Annotated in this window: 12 protein-coding genes and 3 pseudogenes; 8 read left to right on the top strand and 7 right to left on the bottom strand. The window is 72.3% G+C overall.

Annotation, left to right across the window (positions count from 1 at the left end):
• Positions 1-129: 129 nt before the first annotated feature.
• Positions 130-213, bottom strand: a complete 84-nt coding sequence (locus ABZV31_RS06875) for a putative leader peptide (RefSeq protein ID WP_313884353.1) — start codon at positions 211-213, stop codon at positions 130-132.
• Positions 214-336: 123 nt separating this feature from the next.
• Between ABZV31_RS06875 and ABZV31_RS06880 the strand changes: the two genes are divergently transcribed.
• A complete protein-coding gene (locus tag ABZV31_RS06880) occupies positions 337-765 on the top strand; it encodes a secondary thiamine-phosphate synthase enzyme YjbQ (protein WP_355889171.1) in 429 nt (142 codons plus the stop codon).
• Positions 766-827: 62 nt separating this feature from the next.
• Here ABZV31_RS06880 and ABZV31_RS06885 read toward each other — a convergent pair whose 3' ends face one another.
• A complete protein-coding gene (locus ABZV31_RS06885; RefSeq protein WP_355889174.1) occupies positions 828-1,406 on the bottom strand; it encodes a TetR/AcrR family transcriptional regulator in 579 nt (192 codons plus the stop codon).
• A 299-nt stretch (positions 1,407-1,705) separates the two neighbouring features.
• Here ABZV31_RS06885 and ABZV31_RS06890 point away from each other — a divergent pair, with 299 nt between their 5' ends.
• The 4 genes and pseudogenes from ABZV31_RS06890 to ABZV31_RS06905 form a co-directional block, all read left to right on the top strand.
• Complete coding sequence (locus tag ABZV31_RS06890) at positions 1,706-2,278, top strand: 2Fe-2S iron-sulfur cluster-binding protein (RefSeq protein WP_355889177.1); 573 nt, start codon at positions 1,706-1,708, stop codon at positions 2,276-2,278.
• Positions 2,275-3,267 (top strand): xanthine dehydrogenase family protein subunit M, encoded by a 993-nt coding sequence (locus tag ABZV31_RS06895; RefSeq protein WP_355889180.1) that lies wholly within the window; start codon positions 2,275-2,277, stop codon positions 3,265-3,267. Before ABZV31_RS06890 ends, ABZV31_RS06895 begins: the two co-directional genes overlap by 4 nt.
• On the top strand, positions 3,264-5,402 hold the full coding sequence (locus tag ABZV31_RS06900; RefSeq protein ID WP_355889183.1) for a xanthine dehydrogenase family protein molybdopterin-binding subunit: 2,139 nt from the start codon (positions 3,264-3,266) through the stop codon (positions 5,400-5,402). Before ABZV31_RS06895 ends, ABZV31_RS06900 begins: the two co-directional genes overlap by 4 nt.
• Positions 5,395-5,838 (top strand): annotated as a pseudogene (locus tag ABZV31_RS06905) (XdhC family protein); the annotation flags it as partial. The gene ABZV31_RS06900 and the pseudogene ABZV31_RS06905, both read left to right, overlap by 8 nt.
• A gap of 54 nt (positions 5,839-5,892) precedes the next feature.
• Here ABZV31_RS06905 and ABZV31_RS06910 read toward each other — a convergent pair.
• Positions 5,893-6,764 (bottom strand): annotated as a pseudogene (locus ABZV31_RS06910) (cytochrome P450); the annotation flags it as partial.
• A 480-nt stretch (positions 6,765-7,244) separates the two neighbouring features.
• Entirely contained in the window at positions 7,245-7,649 is a 405-nt protein-coding gene (locus tag ABZV31_RS06915) for a DUF5997 family protein (RefSeq protein ID WP_355889185.1), read from the bottom strand.
• A gap of 58 nt (positions 7,650-7,707) precedes the next feature.
• On the opposite strand from ABZV31_RS06915, the gene ABZV31_RS06920 reads away from it, so the two are divergent.
• A complete protein-coding gene (locus ABZV31_RS06920; RefSeq protein WP_355889188.1) occupies positions 7,708-8,487 on the top strand; it encodes a LysR family substrate-binding domain-containing protein in 780 nt (259 codons plus the stop codon).
• A 361-nt stretch (positions 8,488-8,848) separates the two neighbouring features.
• On the opposite strand, the pseudogene ABZV31_RS06925 reads toward ABZV31_RS06920, so the two are convergent.
• Both ABZV31_RS06925 and ABZV31_RS06930 read right to left on the bottom strand, forming a co-directional pair.
• Positions 8,849-9,037 (bottom strand): annotated as a pseudogene (locus ABZV31_RS06925) (alpha/beta hydrolase); the annotation flags it as partial.
• A 146-nt stretch (positions 9,038-9,183) separates the two neighbouring features.
• Positions 9,184-12,333, bottom strand: a complete 3,150-nt coding sequence (locus ABZV31_RS06930; RefSeq protein WP_355889191.1) for a carboxyl transferase domain-containing protein — start codon at positions 12,331-12,333, stop codon at positions 9,184-9,186.
• Positions 12,334-12,410: 77 nt separating this feature from the next.
• Between ABZV31_RS06930 and ABZV31_RS06935 the strand changes: the two genes are divergently transcribed.
• Positions 12,411-13,043, top strand: a complete 633-nt coding sequence (locus ABZV31_RS06935) for a TetR/AcrR family transcriptional regulator (protein ID WP_355889194.1) — start codon at positions 12,411-12,413, stop codon at positions 13,041-13,043.
• A 7-nt stretch (positions 13,044-13,050) separates the two neighbouring features.
• Complete coding sequence (locus tag ABZV31_RS06940) at positions 13,051-14,703, top strand: AMP-binding protein (protein ID WP_355889197.1); 1,653 nt, start codon at positions 13,051-13,053, stop codon at positions 14,701-14,703.
• A 71-nt stretch (positions 14,704-14,774) separates the two neighbouring features.
• Here the strand turns inward: ABZV31_RS06940 and ABZV31_RS06945 are convergent, their stop codons facing one another.
• The gene (locus ABZV31_RS06945; protein ID WP_355889199.1) at positions 14,775-15,251 is read right to left on the bottom strand and encodes an Lrp/AsnC family transcriptional regulator; all 477 of its coding nucleotides are present in this window, start codon (positions 15,249-15,251) and stop codon (positions 14,775-14,777) included.
• Positions 15,252-15,401: the final 150 nt, after the last annotated feature.

Below are 15,401 nucleotides of genomic sequence, written 5' to 3' on the forward strand. Positions count from 1 at the left end.
CATGGGGGAGGAGAGCGGCCGGGTGGGGAAACGCGCCTGTGCGCCGCCGTGTCAGGGAAGGCTCGGGTCAGAGCTCGGACCGGACGTGCGGGTGGGGCGGGCGAAGGCGAGAAAAACGGTGAAAGGGCGTCAGCGGCCGCGGCGACACGCGGCAGAGGCCACCCGCAGCAGGTCGATGTGACCGCGCGTGGTGAGCAGGGCTGAACGCAACATGCCGATGAAAGTAGCCAGGTGGCGCCGGCATGGTCAACGGGTGTCTCGCGGAGTGGACCCCTCGTATCACCGGGCGGGCGGGTGATCGCGTGCGAAACCCGGCGCAGGGGTGAGGATGGAGGCATGTCAGATGCCTTCACCACCCGAGTGCTGACCGTCGCCTCCGGCTCCCGGGAGACGGTCGTCGACCTCACCCGCGACTGCGAGGCCTTCCTGCGGGAGACCGCCGCCGGCCGCGACGGCCTCCTGAACGTGTTCGTACCGCACGCGACCGCCGGAATCGCGATCATCGAGACGGGCTCCGGCAGCGACGACGACCTCCTCGCCGCCCTGCACACCCTCCTCCCGGCCGACGACCGCTGGCAGCACCGCCACGGCAGCCCCGGCCACGGCCGCGACCACGTCGTCCCGGCCCTGGTCCCACCGCACGCGACGATCCCGGTGCTCGGCGGACGCCTGGAGCTCGGGACGTGGCAGTCGGTGTGCCTGGTGGACACCAACAAGGACAACCCGAACCGAGAGGTGCGGTTGAGCTTCCTTGCGGGTTCGTGAGCCCGCCTCGATCTCCCCGTGGTGTTGGACATCGGGGCCGGCCCGTGCGGGCCGGGCGGCGTTCACCGCCCGGGTGCTCCCGCGCGCAGACCGTCCATGACGAGGTCCAGGAGCCGGGTGGCGCGCGGCTCCCAGTCCCCACGGGGGTCGATCTGCCAGAGGCCGGCGATGGCGAGGAAGAAGTCGTCCGCGCTCACTCCCGGGCGGATGGTGCCGGCCTCCTCGTTGGCGCGGAGCAGGAGTTCGGCCGCGGAGCTCACCGGGGTGTGTCCGGGTTTCGCCGGGCTCCCCGGTGCGCTGGTGGCCTGCCGGATGGCGTCCGCCAGGCCGGCCTTGGCCATGGCGAACCGGGCGAGGCGGTCCATCCACTCGCGCAGGGCCCGGTCGGGTTCCCGGCTCTCGAGAAGCTGGGCCGCGCTGTCGGCGACCTGCTGCATCTCGTAGCGATACACCTCGAGGACGAGCGCCTCGCGATGGGGGAAGTTGCGGTAGAACGTGCCCTGCCCGACGCCCGCCTTCTTGGCGATCACGCTCAGCGGGGTGTCCGCCGAGCGCGTCAGCTCGGCCAGTGCCACTTCCAGGATGCGCTCACGATTCCGTTGCGCGTCCGAGCGAAGAGGCGCGTCCTTCTTCTGCTGCACTCGTCCTCCTCGCGGGCTCGTGGCCAGTCCGGGCCTTGCTAACCGGACAACTGTCCGGTAGGTTCGCTGATACCGGACAGCTGTCCGGTCAGCTCCACCATAGCGGCGGATGCGGCCTGCCCGGGCGGCCGTGGCCCTCGCCACCGGCGTTCCTTCCCCGCATCCGGCCTGCTCCCGAAGCCCTCTCGCCGCGTACAGCCCTCACTCGTTCCACGTACAGCGCCATCTCCTTACTCCTGATTCGTCTGTCTGCCGGACCGTCCCCTCGACGCGTTCCGGATACGCGAAAGAAGCTGATCATGGGCCCATCGACGTCCAGCGCCGTCACCTTGAACATCAACGGCGAGAAGTACACGCTGTCCGTCGACCACCGCACCACCCTGCTCGATGCACTGCGCGAGCGCCTCGACCTGACCGGCACCAAGAAGAGCTGTGACCAGGGACAATGCGGTGCCTGCACCGTCCTGCTCGACGGGCGCCGGACCGTGGTCTGTCTGCAACTCGCGGTGGCGGCCGAGGGGCGCGAGATCACCACCATCGAAGGCGTGGCCGAGGGTGGCCGCCTGCATCCGGTGCAGCAGGCTTTCCTCGACCTCGACGGCTACCAGTGCGGCTACTGCACCCCGGGGCAGATCTGCTCGGCCGTCGCGGTGATCCAGGAACACGCGGCGGGCTGGCCCAGCGCCGTCACCGATGACATCCGGCCCGAAGCGGGCCCACCCCCGCTGACCGCCGAGGAGATCCGGGAGCGGATGAGCGGCAACCTGTGCCGCTGCGGCGCGTACGTGTCGATCGTCCAGGCGGTCGCCCGGGCGGCCGCGGCCGAGGCGGACACCACGGTCGGGGCGCAAGCCACGGAGGCGCTGGCATGAGGGAGTTCGGCTATCAGAGGGCGTCCGACGTCGCCGGCGCGGTCGCGCTGCTCGGTGCCGATCCGGACGCACGCTTCCTCGGCGGCGGCACCAACCTCGTCGACCTGATGAAGACCGGCGTCGAGCGGCCGGCCCGGCTCGTCGACATCCGCGCACTTCCCCTGGACCGGATCGAGCCGGCCAAGGACGGCGGCCTGCTCATCGGCGCGACCGTCACCAACAGCGACCTCGCCGCGCACCCCGAAGTCCGCCGCCGCTACCCGGCGTTGACGCAGGCGGTACTGGCCGGCGCCTCCGGACAACTGCGCAACATGGCCACGGTCGGTGGGAACCTGCTCCAGCGCACTCGCTGCGGCTACTTCACCGACGTGACCAAATCGTGCAACAAGCGCGTCCCCGGCAGCGGTTGTCCCGCCATCCAGGGCGAACACCACAACCACGCGATCCTGGGCGCCTCCGACCACTGCGTGGCCGTCCACCCCTCGGACATGGGCGTGGCACTGACGGCGTTCGACGCCGTCGTCGCGTACGAAACAGCCGACGGGCCGGGCGAGTTGCCGCTCACCGAGTTCTATCTGCCGGTGGGCGACACCCCGCACCGGGAGACCGCCCTGCCGCCAGGAGCGCTGATCACCGGCGTCACCCTGCCGCCCGCTCCGGTCGCCGCCCGCTCGCGCTACCGGAAGGTGCGCGAGCGTGCCTCGTACGCGTTCGCGATCGGCTCGATCGCCGCCGCGCTCGACGTCCGCGACGGCGTCGTCCACGACGTCCGCCTGGCCTTCGGGGCGGTCGCGTCCCGGCCGTGGCGGGCCCGGGCGGCCGAACGGGTGCTGACCGGGGCACCGGCCGACGGCGAGACCTTCGCCGCCGCCGCGGACACCGAACTGGCGGCGGCAGAGCCGCTGCCCCACAACCAGTACAAGGTGACACTGATGCGCAACCTCGTGGTGGCCGTGCTGACCGAACTCGTCGAGGAGGCCGCCCGATGACCACCGCCACGACCCCGACCACGACGGCGCAGGGTTCCGTCGGCACCGCGCACACCCGCGTGGAGGGCCGGGACAAGGTCACCGGAGCGGCCCGCTACGCAGGAGAGATCCCGTTCGCCGACCTCGCCCACGGCTGGCTGGTGCTGTCCTCCGTCGCCCGCGGCCGGATCCGCTCGCTGGAGACCGCCCCCGTCCTCGGGATGCCGGGCGTTCTCACCGTCCTGCACCACCACAACGCCCCGCGTGTCGATACCGACTACGTCGGCCTGCTGGGCGTTCCGCCGGACCCGACCTGTGCCGTCTTCCAGCACGACCGGGTGCCCCACATGGGCTGGCCGGTGGCGCTGGTCGTCGCCGAGACGTCCGAGCAGGCCAGGGAGGCCGCCGAAGCGCTCGTGGTGCACTACGAGGAGGAGCCGCACGACGTGGCGTTCTCCGCCGGACGCCCGGACGCCTACCCGCTGGACGGCCACATGCCGGCGGTGACGGAGAAGGGGGACCTGGAGTCGGCACTCGTCGCGTCCGCCGTCGTGGTGGACGCCGAGTACACCACCCCGGAAGAGCACCACAACCCCATGGAACCCCATGCGGCGACGGCCCGTTGGGACGGCGGCCGGCTCGAGGTCGTCGACTCCAACCAGGGCACCACCTGGGTCGCGAGCGAACTCGCCAAACTGTTCTCGCTCGACCCGGCCTCCGTGCGAGTGCGGTCCGAACACGTCGGTGGCGGCTTCGGGAGCAAAGGGGTCCGCGCGCACCAGGTCGCCGCCGTGATGGCCGCGACCGTCCTGCAGCGCCCGGTGCGGGTCGTCATGACTCGCCGCCAGATGTTCTCGCTCGCCGGCTACCGCAGCCCCACCACGCAGCGGATCAGGCTCGGCGCCGACGCCGACGGGCGGCTGCGCGCGCTGGAGCACCGCTCCCTGAGCCTCACCTCCACCGTGCACGAATTCGTCGAGCCGAGCGCCGGAGTGGCACGGGCGATGTACGACGCCGACGCCCACCACACCGCCAACCGGGTCGTACGGCTCGACGTGCCGACACCGACGTGGATGCGCGCGCCGGGTGAGGCACCGGGATCGTTCGCGCTGGAGTCGGCGCTCGACGAACTCGCCGAGAAGTGCGGCATCGACCCGATCGAACTGCGCGCACGCAACGAGCCCGAGCGAGGTCCCGTGTCCGGGCTGCCGTTCGGCAGCCGCAACCTGCTCGCCTGTTTCCGGGAGGGCGCCCGCAGGTTCGGCTGGGCGGACCGGGATCCGCGCCCCGGCCTGCGCCGTGAGGGGCACCGGCTGCTCGGCACCGGCACGGCGGCGGCCTCCTTCCCCGCGGGGGCCGCACCGTCCACGGCGGCCGTGACGGCGGAGGCCGACGGCACCTTCACCGTCCGGATCTCCGCGGCGGACATCGGAACTGGGGCACGGACTGCGCTCACCCTGGTGGCCGCCGACGCGCTGGAGGTGGCGCCGGACCGTGTCCGGGTGCGGATCGGGGACAGCGACTTCGGACCGGCGATGATCGCCGGAGGTTCGATGGGCACCCGCTCCTGGGCGTGGGCGGTCACGGCCGCGGCCGGAGAGCTGCGGGAGCGGCTCGCCCTGAGTGCCGGCATTCCGCCGGAGGGGATCACGGTACGGTCGGACACCTCCGCGGCCATCGGCGCCCTCGCACAGAAGGAACGGCACTCCTTCGGAGCGCAGTTCGCCGAGGTCGCCGTGGACGTCATCACCGGCGAGGTGCGGGTGCGGCGCATGCTCGGCATCTTCGCGGCGGGCCGGATCGTCAACCCGCTCACCGCGCACAACCAGTTCGTCGGCGGTATGACCTGGGGCATCTCCATGGCCCTGCACGAGGAAGCGATCCGGGACCAGGCCTCGGGCGGCCACGTCGGCGCCGACCTCGCGGGCTATCACGTCGCCACGCACGCCGACGTACCGCTCATCGAGGCGGACTGGATCGACGACCCGGACCCGGACGATCCGGTCGGGATCAAGGGCATCGGGGAGATCGGCATCGTGGGCGCCGCGGCGGCGATCGCCAACGCGGTCTGGCACGCGACCGGCGTACGCCACCGGAGCCTGCCCATCCGGCCCGACCGCGTCCTGCGGGCGGGTACGGGAGCCCGGGATGCTTGACCTCGCCGAGGAGTTGCACCGCTGGGTCGAGGAGGGCCGGGACTTCGCCGTCGCCACCGTCGTGGCCGTCGGCGGCAGTGCGCCGCGCGAGCCCGGCGCCGCTCTCGCCGTCGACAGCGAAGGCACGGCCATCGGTTCCGTCTCCGGCGGCTGCGTGGAAGGAGCGGTGTACGACCTGTGCCTCCAGGCACTCCAGGAGAACACGACCGTCCTGGAACGCTTCGGCTACAGCGACGAGGACGCCTTCGCCGTCGGGCTGACCTGCGGCGGGGTCGTCGACGTCCTGATCACGCCGGTCGGCGCGGAAGCGCCCGTCAGGGCGGTGTTCCGGTCGGCACTGTCGGCCGCCGTCCGGGGCGAGCCGGCGGCCGTCGCCCGGGTCGCCCGCGGCCCGGTCGAACTCCTCGGCGGGGCCCTGCTCGTGCGCCCCATCGGGGAACGACGCGGGGTCGTGGTGCAGGAGGTAGGGGCTGTACAGGACGGTGGCTCCCCGGGGGAGACGGCACCCGGCGAGATCCGTCTCTTTGGTGGTGACGCGGGTGAAGAGCCAGCCGGGCGGGCAGTGGCGCAGCGTCTCGGTGACGACGCATCGGGTGTGGACGAGGCGCGGCAACTCCTCGAGGCCGGGCGGTCGTCCGGCGAGCACCGCGTCAACTTCGGCGTGCGGCGCTCCATCTCCGGATGGCGGGCCAGCAGGCTGAAGGCGGAGGCCAGGCACAGCGCGGTGGTCTCGACTCCGGTGAGCAGAAGCGTGATGAGGTGGTCGTGGACTTCCTGTTCGGTGATCGCTGCTGCTGCGTCCTCACCCTGCGCGGCTGCCAGCAGGGTGCCCAGCAGGTCGTCGCGGGGAGCGCTCCGACGGCGCTCCGCGATGGTCGAGTCGATGATCGCGTGAAGACGGTCGACCGCGTGCCGGTAACGGCGGTTCGCGGGTGTGGGGACGCGGAAGGGGGCGTCGACCGGTACGACCGTGCGGACGAACAGGCCGCGCACGATGGTGGACAGACAGTCCCTCACCTCGGCGGCCGTCGCTTCGTCAAGCGTGTCGGAGAGCAGGACGCGGCTGGTCACCCGTGTCGTCAGCGCCATCATCGCCGCGCTGACGTCGATCTTCTGCCCTGCCCGCCAGGCGCGGCACACCGACTCGGCTTCCTCGCCCATCAGTTCCGTGTACTCGGCGATGTGGGAAGGGCGGAAGCGCGGTTGCAGCAGCAGCCGCCGCTGTCGGCGATGCGCTTCCTGACGGCTCGTGACCAGGCCGTCGCCCATCAGCATCCGGAGCCTGTCGTACTGCGGGCCCCCCTTGTCGAAGGTGCGCGTGTCCATGAGCATCCGGTGGACGAGTTCGGGGTGGCACACCATCCAGGCGCGCAGGGGGCCCAGGCGTATCTGGACCAGGTCTCCCTGCGCGGGTAAGGAATTCAGAAAGGCCAGCGGCCGCCAGAACAAGGAAATACCGTGACTGAAGAACGGGAATATGCCTACCCACCTTCCATGCGCGCTCTGTTTCGGGCCCGGCACCGTTCATCGAATACCACCTGCCTCGGTCGACACACGAAAGTTGCGCGGTCTTTCACTGGCTTGGTGCTCGATTCATGTCCTGCCCAGTTCAACCTGTTCTCGGCTCCCGAATCCTCTGTCCGCGGGGGCGCACAGGAGCGCGGGGGAGCGCGGGGGAGCGCTGGGTGACTCGTCTTTGATGCGTGTGGCATCAATTGACAACTGCTTCCGTCGCCCGAGCGGTCTTCCGCGTACGTTTCCGCCCGAGGCGACCGGAGCAGGGGGCACAGGCAGGGGGGAGGCGGCGGGCCGTGGGAAGGAGGCTGATCCCCGAGGGACAGCTCAGGAGCGCGGCTCCGCGCTCTGCTCGGCGCGCTCGGCGTTCCGCTTCCTGAGGCGTGCTGCCCCCTTGCGGACCTCGGCCTGGGTGGCGCGCTCCTTCTCCAGCCACTCGGGCCGGGCCTGCGTCAGGGCCTTGATCTGCTCGGTGGTGAGGGGTTCCGTGACCCCGCCGCGCGCAAGACCGGCGATGGAGACGCCCAGCTTGGCCGCGGCGACCGGACGGGGGTGCGGACCGTTGCGTCGCAGCTCCCGCAGCCACTCCGGCGGATTGGCGTGGAGCTCGTCGAGCTCGGCACGTGAGACGACGCCCTCCTGGAATTCGGCGGGCGTGGCGGGGAGGTACACACCCAGCTTCTTCGCCGCGGTCGCGGGCTTCATCGTCTGGGTGGTCTGGTGCGACTTCATGGTGTCAAGGCTATCGACCCGGGACGAGAGGTCCGACCACGCCGGGTAACCTGGCGGTGTGACAGGCTTGGAAGCATCCCCCTCGTTCCGGCTCGCGTACGTCCCCGGGGTGGTGCCCGCCAAGTGGGTGCGGATCTGGAACGAGCGCCTGCCCGACGTCCCCCTGACTCTCGTGCAGGTCCCGGCCGCCGAGGCCTCCGATGTGCTGCGCAGCGGCGAGGCGGACGCGGGGATCGTACGGCTGCCGGTCGACCGTTCGGTCTTCAGCGCGATCCCCCTCTACACCGAGACGACCGTGGTCGTGGTTCCCAAGGACCACCTGGTGACGGCCGTGGACGAGGTGTCCGTCGAGGATCTCGCCGACGAGGTCGTCTTCCATCCCCTCGACGACGTCCTCGGCTGGGAGCGGCCGCCCGCAGAGCCCGCCTTCGAGCGCCCCGCCACCACGGCGGACGCCGTCGAGCTCGTGGCGGCGGGCGTGGGCCTGCTCGTCGTGCCCCAGTCCCTGGCCCGCCTGCACCACCGCGGGGACCTCACCTACCGGCCCGTCGTGGACGCCCCGCAGTCCAGCGTCGCGCTGTCGTGGCCGGAGGAGGCGACCACCGACCTGGTCGAGGACTTCATCGGGATCGTCCGCGGACGGACGGTCAACAGCACCCGGGGACGCACCCCGGCCCAGCAGCCCCCGGCGCAGCCGAAGCGCAAGCACCCCGACGCGGCCGCCCGGAGCAAGCCCGCGGCGGGCAGGTCGACGGGCAAGGCGGCGGGCCGGAACCCGCGGGGCGGCTCCGGAGGTGCCAAGGGCGGCGGGCGCGGCCGGCCGCGCCGCCGGTCATAGCCGGCGCTCGTAGCCGGGGAGCCCGGTGACGCCCTTCGGTCCCGGTGACTCCGGGTGACCCCGCCCCGTCGCGTGAGAGGGGACCAGCTGCCTGCCATGGGTTCGGTGGTGCACCGCGCCCAGTCGTGGGTTCGCTGGTGCACTGCGCCCGGCCATGGGTTCGGTGGAGTACCGCCCAGTCATGGATTCGGTGGACCACCGCGCGCCCTGCGGGTGGCGGCGGAGGCGGCCGAAGCCGTCGACCCGGGTGCGGACTGGGGGCCGTACCGCCCCTGGGCCCACCCTTCGTGCTCCTCCGCTCCGGTTGCCGTACGCAGGCGTGAGCCGCGCTGCGCGCCCTGCCCGAGCCGCCCGCGGACCACAGGGTCGGGGCCACGCGCCGGTGGTCGGCGGACAGGTCGGCGATCGGGCCGTCCCACAGCGAGGCGTCCATCATCAGACCGTGCAGCAGCACCAGGACGGGCCTGTCACCGCCGGTGTCCCGGTAGGCGATCGTCCCGGCGGACAACTCGATCTCTCGCTCGGTTGCCGTCCTGCGGTACGGATCCATCGTGCTCATGGAGGCCTCCCACGGGTGTCTGCACCCCAGGAGGCCCGCACGGGAGTGTGACATCGGGGTACGCCGACGCCTCACCATGCGTCGACGGCCGCCTCACCGTGCGTCGACGGCCTGCTCACCGTGCGTCGACGGTCGGCTCACCACGTGTCGACGAACGGCCGCCGTTCCGGCAGCTGAGCGCACCCGTCCAGCGCCGCCAGGATCCACGCGCGCGACTCGGCCGGGTCGATCACCGCGTCGATCTCCAGTGCGGCGGCCGTGTTGACCGCCTTTCCGTGTTCGTAGAGCTCGGCGACCCGCGCCTCGAAGGCACGCGCCCGCTCCTCGGGGTCCTCGATCGCCTCCAGTTCCCTGCGGTAGCCGAGCCGGACCGCGCCCTCCAGGCCCATGCCGCCGAACTCACCGCTGGGCCAGGCGGCCGTGGCCAGGGGAGCGCGGGTCGAGCCGCCCATCATCGCCATCGCGCCGAGCCCGTACGCCTTGCGCAGCACGAGGCTCACCAGCGGGACGCGCAGCTGCGCACCCGTCACGAACAGCCGCGCGAAGTGCCGTACCGTGGCGGTCCGTTCGGCGTCCGGGCCCACCATGAAACCCGGCGTGTCGCACAGCGAGACGACCGGCAGCCCGAAGGCGTCGCACACCTGCAGGAAACGGGCCGTCTTGTCCGCCGCGTCCCGGTCGATGGCCCCGCCCAGATGTGCCGGATTGCTGGCGACGAGCCCCAGCGGTCGGCCCTCGATGCGGATCAGGCAGGTCAGCACGCCCACACCGAACTCCGGGCGCAGTTCCAGGACCGATCCCGTGTCCGCCAGCCCCCGGATCGCCGCCCGCACGTCGTAGGCCCGCCGCCGGTTCTCCGGCACGACGTGCCGCAGCAGCCGCGCATCCGGCGCCTCCCAACTCTCCTGCGGGCCCTGGAAGTACGACAGGTAGAGTCGCGCCACCCGTACGGCCTCCGCCTCGTCGGCGACCGCGACGTCCACCACCCCGTTGGGAACCTGAACCGACAGTGGCCCGACCTCCTCCGGCCGGTACACGCCCAGTCCGCCGCCCTCGATCATCGCGGGCCCGCCCATGCCGATGGTCGCCTCGGGCGTGGCGATGATGACGTCGCAGCAGCCGAGCAGCGCCGCGTTGCCCGCGAAGCACCGCCCGGACGCGATGCCGACCAGGGGGACCTGGCCGCTCAGGCGGCCCATCCGGTGGAAGGTGGTCACGTCCAGGCCGGCCACCTGCGTGGTGTCCGTGTCCCCGGGCCGGCCTCCGCCGCCCTCCGCGAACAGCACCACCGGCAGCCGCCGCTGGGCGGCGATCTCCAGCATCCGGTCGGTCTTGCGGTGGTTCTGCAGCCCCTGGGTGCCCGCGAGGACCGTGTAGTCGTACGACATCACCACGCACGGCCGGCCGTCCACCCGCCCGGTGCCGGTCACCATGCCGTCGGCCGGCGTCGACCGGATCAGGTCGTCCAGGGACCGCCGGCGGCGCTGGGCGGCGATCGCGAGCGCGCCGAACTCGGTGAAGGAGCCCGGGTCGCACAGGTCCGCGATGTTCTCCCGGGCCGTACGGCGGCCGATCGCGTGCCGCCTGGCCACCGCCTCGGGCCGGTTCTCGTCCAGGCCGAAGGCGTGGCGGCGGACGACTTCGGCCAGGTCCGCGCGGACGGCGTCGGGATCGACCGCCTCCTCCGCCGGAGCCTCGGCAGCCGAACCCGACACCTCGGTCAGCGTCACCAGGGGTTGCCCCTCGCCGATCGTCGCTCCCACGCGCGCGTGCAGCACACTTACGACACCCGAGCCGGGCGCGCGCACCGCGTGCTCCATCTTCATGGCCTCGATCACCAGCAACTGCTGCCCGGCGCGGACGGGTTGGCCGACCGTCACGTCGACGGAGACGACGGTGCCGCTCATCGGGGCGACCACCGCGCCGTCCAGCGGCCGCGCCGCCTGGGCCTCCTCCGGTGCGAAGGTGCGCGCATGGTCCTCCACCACCCCGGTGTGCGCCCAGAAGCCCGGCCGTGCCAGGACCTCCCGCAACAGCGGAATCCCCGTCCGCACCCCCTCCACCGCGAACTCGCCCAGCGCCCGCCGCACCCGGGCGCAGGCCGCGCCGACCTCGCCGTGGGGGACGTGCGCGACCACTTTCGCCAGCAGCGAGTCGTAGCGGACGCCCACTTCGGCCCCGGCCCGGACGGCCGTGTCGACCCGGATGCCGGGCCCGGTGGGTACGTCGAACCGCGTGATCCGTCCCGCCGACGGCCGCACCGACCCGTCGGCGGCCGTGACCTCCGCGTTGACCCGCGCCTGGACCGCGAAACCGCGCGGCGCCGTGGGCGGTCCCGCCAGCCCCAGATCGGCCAGCGTCTCGCCCGCCGCCAGCCGCAGTTGTGCGGCGACCAGGTCGACGCCCGTCACCTCCTCGGTGACCGTGTGCTCCACCTGCAACCGGGGGTTGGCCTCGATGAAGTGGAACTCGTCGCCCCTGACCAGGAACTCGAAGGTGACGAGGCTCGTGCAGCGGGCGGCCCGCGCCAGGCGCAGGGCGCTGTCGAGGATCTTCTCCCGGACGGCGTCGGGCAGTTCGGGGGCGGGCGCGATCTCGATCAGCTTCTGGTGGCGGCGCTGCGCGCTGCAGTCCCGGTCCCACAGGTGGGTGACGGTGCCCGTGACGTCCCCCACCACCTGCACCTCGATGTGCCGCGCACCCTCCAAGAGCCGCTCCACATACAACTCGCCGTTGCCGAAGCCCTGTTGCGCCTCCGACCGGCAGCGCTCCCACGCCTCCTGAAGCTCCTCGGCCGTCCGCACCACCCGCATGCCGCGCCCGCCGCCCCCGCCGACCGCCTTGATCATCACCGGCCCGCCCGCGAGGAACTCCCGCGCCTGGGCCACGCTCGTCGCCCCACGCGTCCCGGCGAGCACCGGCACCCCGGCCGCGACAGCGAGCTCGCGTGCCCGCGCCTTGTCCCCGAAGACTTCCAGCACCTCGGGCGCCGGGCCGACGAAGGCGACCTGGGCCTCGGCGCATCGCCGGGCGAAACCGGCGTTCTCGCTCAGGAAGCCGTATCCGGGGTGCAGGAGGGCGCAGCCAGTGCGGCGCGCCGCGGCCACCAGCGCCTCGGCGTCCAGGTAGCCGGAGGGCAGCGGCACGGCCTCGTCGGCGAGCCGGGTGTGCAGGTCGTCGCCCTCGGCGTACACCGCGACCGTGCGCAGCCCGGCCTCCGACGCGGTGCGCAGGACGCGTACGGCGATCTCCCCGCGGTTGGCGACGAGCACGGCGGCAGAACCCATGAGAGCCCCTCCAGGACACCAACGATCAGCCCCGCCATGCTCATTGACATTGACGTCAACGTCAATATGCTCACCGCGTGGCACGCACGCACAAGGCCTGGGCGGTCCGCACCGCCCGCGACCGCACCGAAGCCCCCGCCCGCGGCCGGCTCCTCGACGCCGCCGAGGCCGTCTTCACCCGGCTCGGCTACGGCCCGGCCACGGTGGCCGACATCACCGCCGAGGCCGAGGTGTCCCGGGCGGGCTTCTACGTGTACTTCGCGTCCAAGGAGGAGATCTTCCGCGTCCTCGCGGTGCGCGTCAGGGATGCGTTCCTCGCCGCGCAGGACGTGCCGGGCGTCGACACCGACGACATCCACGCCGTCGCCGAGGCCTCCGTGGGCGCCTTCATCGCCGCCTACGCCCGGCACCTTCCGCTGCTGGGCCTGCTGGAGCAGCAGGCCCGGACCGACCCGGACGTGCGAGAGCTGTGGCAGGAGATCCGGGAGCGGCCCGTGCACCGCCACGCCCGTTACATCCGCCGCCTGTCCGCCGAGGGCCGCGCCACCCCCGTCACCGAACCGCTCGCCCTGGCGCGCGCGGTGGGCGGCATGTGCATCGAGTTCGCGCGCCTGACCGCCGCACGCCCCGACGCGTACGACGACGCCGTCCGCGACGTCACCGCCCTGTACCTGCACCTGCTCGGAGTCGCACCCATACGCCAGGAGTAGCCGCACCATGACGCACGCACCCGACATCCCCGACATCCCCGACATCGAGGACTACCTCGCCGATCTGCGCACCCGCTGGGCCAGGGCCCGCCGGGGCCGGCAACCCGACACCGTGACCCACCGCGCCGGGGAACGGACGGTACCCGGATACGTACGCCACTGGGCCCGCGAGAGGCCCGACCGGCCTGCGCTCGTCCACGGCGACCAGCAGCTCACCTACCGCGAACTCGACGACGTCGTCGGCCGGTTGGCCGGGTGGCTGGACGACCAGGGCATCCGCCGGGGCGACCGGGTGGCCGTCTTCCTGCCCAACGGCGCGCACTTCGTCGTCGCGTTCCTCGCGATCCTGCGGCTCGGTGCGGTGCACGTACCGGTGAACCCGATGTTCCGGGCCGAAGAGGTGCGGTACGAACTCCAGGACACCGGCGCCGAGTTGGTGATCACGTCCGCGTCCCTGCTGCCGGTCCTCGACGCGGGCCGGGACGGCACCGCCGTCCGGCAGACGCTGCTCGTGGAGGACTGGGCGAAGGCCCTGGAGCATCCGCCGCCGGCCGAGCCGGCCGAGGACCTCGACGCGCTCGCCGCGCTCAACTACACCGGCGGAACCACCGGAATGCCCAAGGGCGTCGAGCACACCCAGCGGCACATGGTCTACACGGCGACCGCCATCCAGAACGGGATGCCGGGTGCCGAGGACGGCATCGTCTCGCTGTGCTACCTGCCGGTCTTCTGGATCGCGGGCGAGAACCTCGGCATCCTCGCGCCCCTCGTCTCCGGCGGCACGAGCGTGCTTCTCGCCCGCTGGGACCCCGCTGCCGTGCTGCGGGCGATCGAGCAGCACCGGGTCGCCACCATGGCAGGGACCGTCGAGAACTACCTCGAACTCCTCGACCACCCCGACTTCCCGCGGCACGACCTGAGCAGCCTCACCGCTCCGCTCGCGATCTCCTTCATCCGCAAGCTCACCCCCGAGGTGCGCGCCCGCTGGCGGCAGGCCACCGGCGGCGTACTGCGCGAGGCGTCGTACGGCATGACCGAGACCCACACCAGCGACACCAACACGCTCGGCTTCCAGGACGGCGACCGCGACCTGCTCGGTGACCCGGTCTTCTGCGGACTGCCCGTCCCCGGCACCGAGTTCATGATCGTCGACTTCACCACCGGCAGGCCGCTGCCGCTGGGCGAGCCCGGCGAGATCGTCGTGCGCGGACCGTCGGTCCTCACCCGCTACTGGCGCGCCCCCGAGGCCACCGCCACGGCGATCCGCGACGGCTGGCTGCACACCGGGGACATCGGCAGCCTCGACGAGGACGGCTGTCTGCGCTACCTCGGCCGCAACAAGGACATGATCAAGGTGAAAGGGATGAGCGTGTTCCCGACCGAGGTCGAGACGCTGCTCGGCCGGCATCCCGAGGTGCTCGCGGCGGCCGTCGTGGCCGTCGAGGACGAACGCAGCGGGCAGCTGCCGTACGCCTTCGTGCGGACCGCCCCGGGCTCGGCGCTCACCGCGGACGAGCTGCGCGCCTGGGCGGGCACGGCCATGGCGGCCTACAAGGTGCCGCTCGTCGAGATCGTCCCCGAGCTGCCGCTCACCCCCACCGGAAAGATCAGGAAGACGGAGCTGAGCGTACGAGCCAGTCGCGCGAGGACTGCGCAGTGAACTCCGCCTGACCCCCGCGGCAGCAGATCGGCGGTGGTGTACTCCGGGGACACCGCGCGCAGCGAGCAAGCTCACTTCTGCGCCGTACGGCCGATCGCCTCCACCAGCGGCAGCAGCCGGTGCGGGACGCGCTCGCGCAGGGCCACCTCGGTACGGGTGCGGACCACACCCGGCAGGCTGATCAGCTTCTGGATCACGTCCTCCAGGTGGGCGTTGTCGCGCGCCACGACCCGGGTGAGCAGATCGCCGCCGCCCGTGATCGAGAACGCCTCGACGATCTCGGGCACGCCGGCCAGCGCGTCCCCGACGTCGTCCAAGTGGCCCTGGGTGACCTCGATGTGCACGAACGCCAGCACCGGGTGGCCGAGCGCGGCGGGGGAGAGCGTCGGGCCCGTGCCGGTGATCACGCCGTCCCGTTCGAGGCGGTCGAGCCGGGCCTGGAGCGTGCCGCGTGCGATGCCGAGGATGCGGGCGTACTCGCGCACGCTGGTGCGCGGCTGCTCCAGCAGCAGCCGCAGGATGCGGGTGTCGAGTTCGTCCACGGCCATGGCGGCGCCAGTCTTCCTCGTGTCTCCCTCGTGCTTCGAACAATCACCGCCGACTGTACCAATGGCTCAGCGGAACGCAGCCCGAGTGGGCCACCCGCCGTCGTCCGTTGGCTCGCTGAAAACTGCCCCTCGAGCCTCTTCGCTGTACCA

This window comes from Streptomyces sp. NPDC005202 (assembly GCF_040608235.1).
Classification (GTDB): Bacteria; Actinomycetota; Actinomycetes; order Streptomycetales; family Streptomycetaceae; genus Streptomyces.

Bases quoted from the DNA above. Each gene is read 5' to 3' on its own strand.
- ABZV31_RS06880 (WP_355889171.1), top strand. From the start codon at position 337: ATGTCAGATGCCTTCACCACCCGAGTGCTGACCGTCGCCTCCGGCTCC.
- ABZV31_RS06930 (WP_355889191.1), bottom strand. From the start codon at position 12,333: ATGGGTTCTGCCGCCGTGCTCGTCGCCAACCGCGGGGAGATCGCCGTA.
- ABZV31_RS06915 (WP_355889185.1), bottom strand. From the start codon at position 7,649: ATGAAGTCGCACCAGACCACCCAGACGATGAAGCCCGCGACCGCGGCG.
- ABZV31_RS06890 (WP_355889177.1), top strand. From the start codon at position 1,706: ATGGGCCCATCGACGTCCAGCGCCGTCACCTTGAACATCAACGGCGAG.
- ABZV31_RS06895 (WP_355889180.1), top strand. From the start codon at position 2,275: ATGAGGGAGTTCGGCTATCAGAGGGCGTCCGACGTCGCCGGCGCGGTC.
- ABZV31_RS06875 (WP_313884353.1), bottom strand. From the start codon at position 213: ATGTTGCGTTCAGCCCTGCTCACCACGCGCGGTCACATCGACCTGCTG.
- ABZV31_RS06945 (WP_355889199.1), bottom strand. From the start codon at position 15,251: ATGGCCGTGGACGAACTCGACACCCGCATCCTGCGGCTGCTGCTGGAG.
- ABZV31_RS06900 (WP_355889183.1), top strand. From the start codon at position 3,264: ATGACCACCGCCACGACCCCGACCACGACGGCGCAGGGTTCCGTCGGC.
- ABZV31_RS06940 (WP_355889197.1), top strand. From the start codon at position 13,051: ATGACGCACGCACCCGACATCCCCGACATCCCCGACATCGAGGACTAC.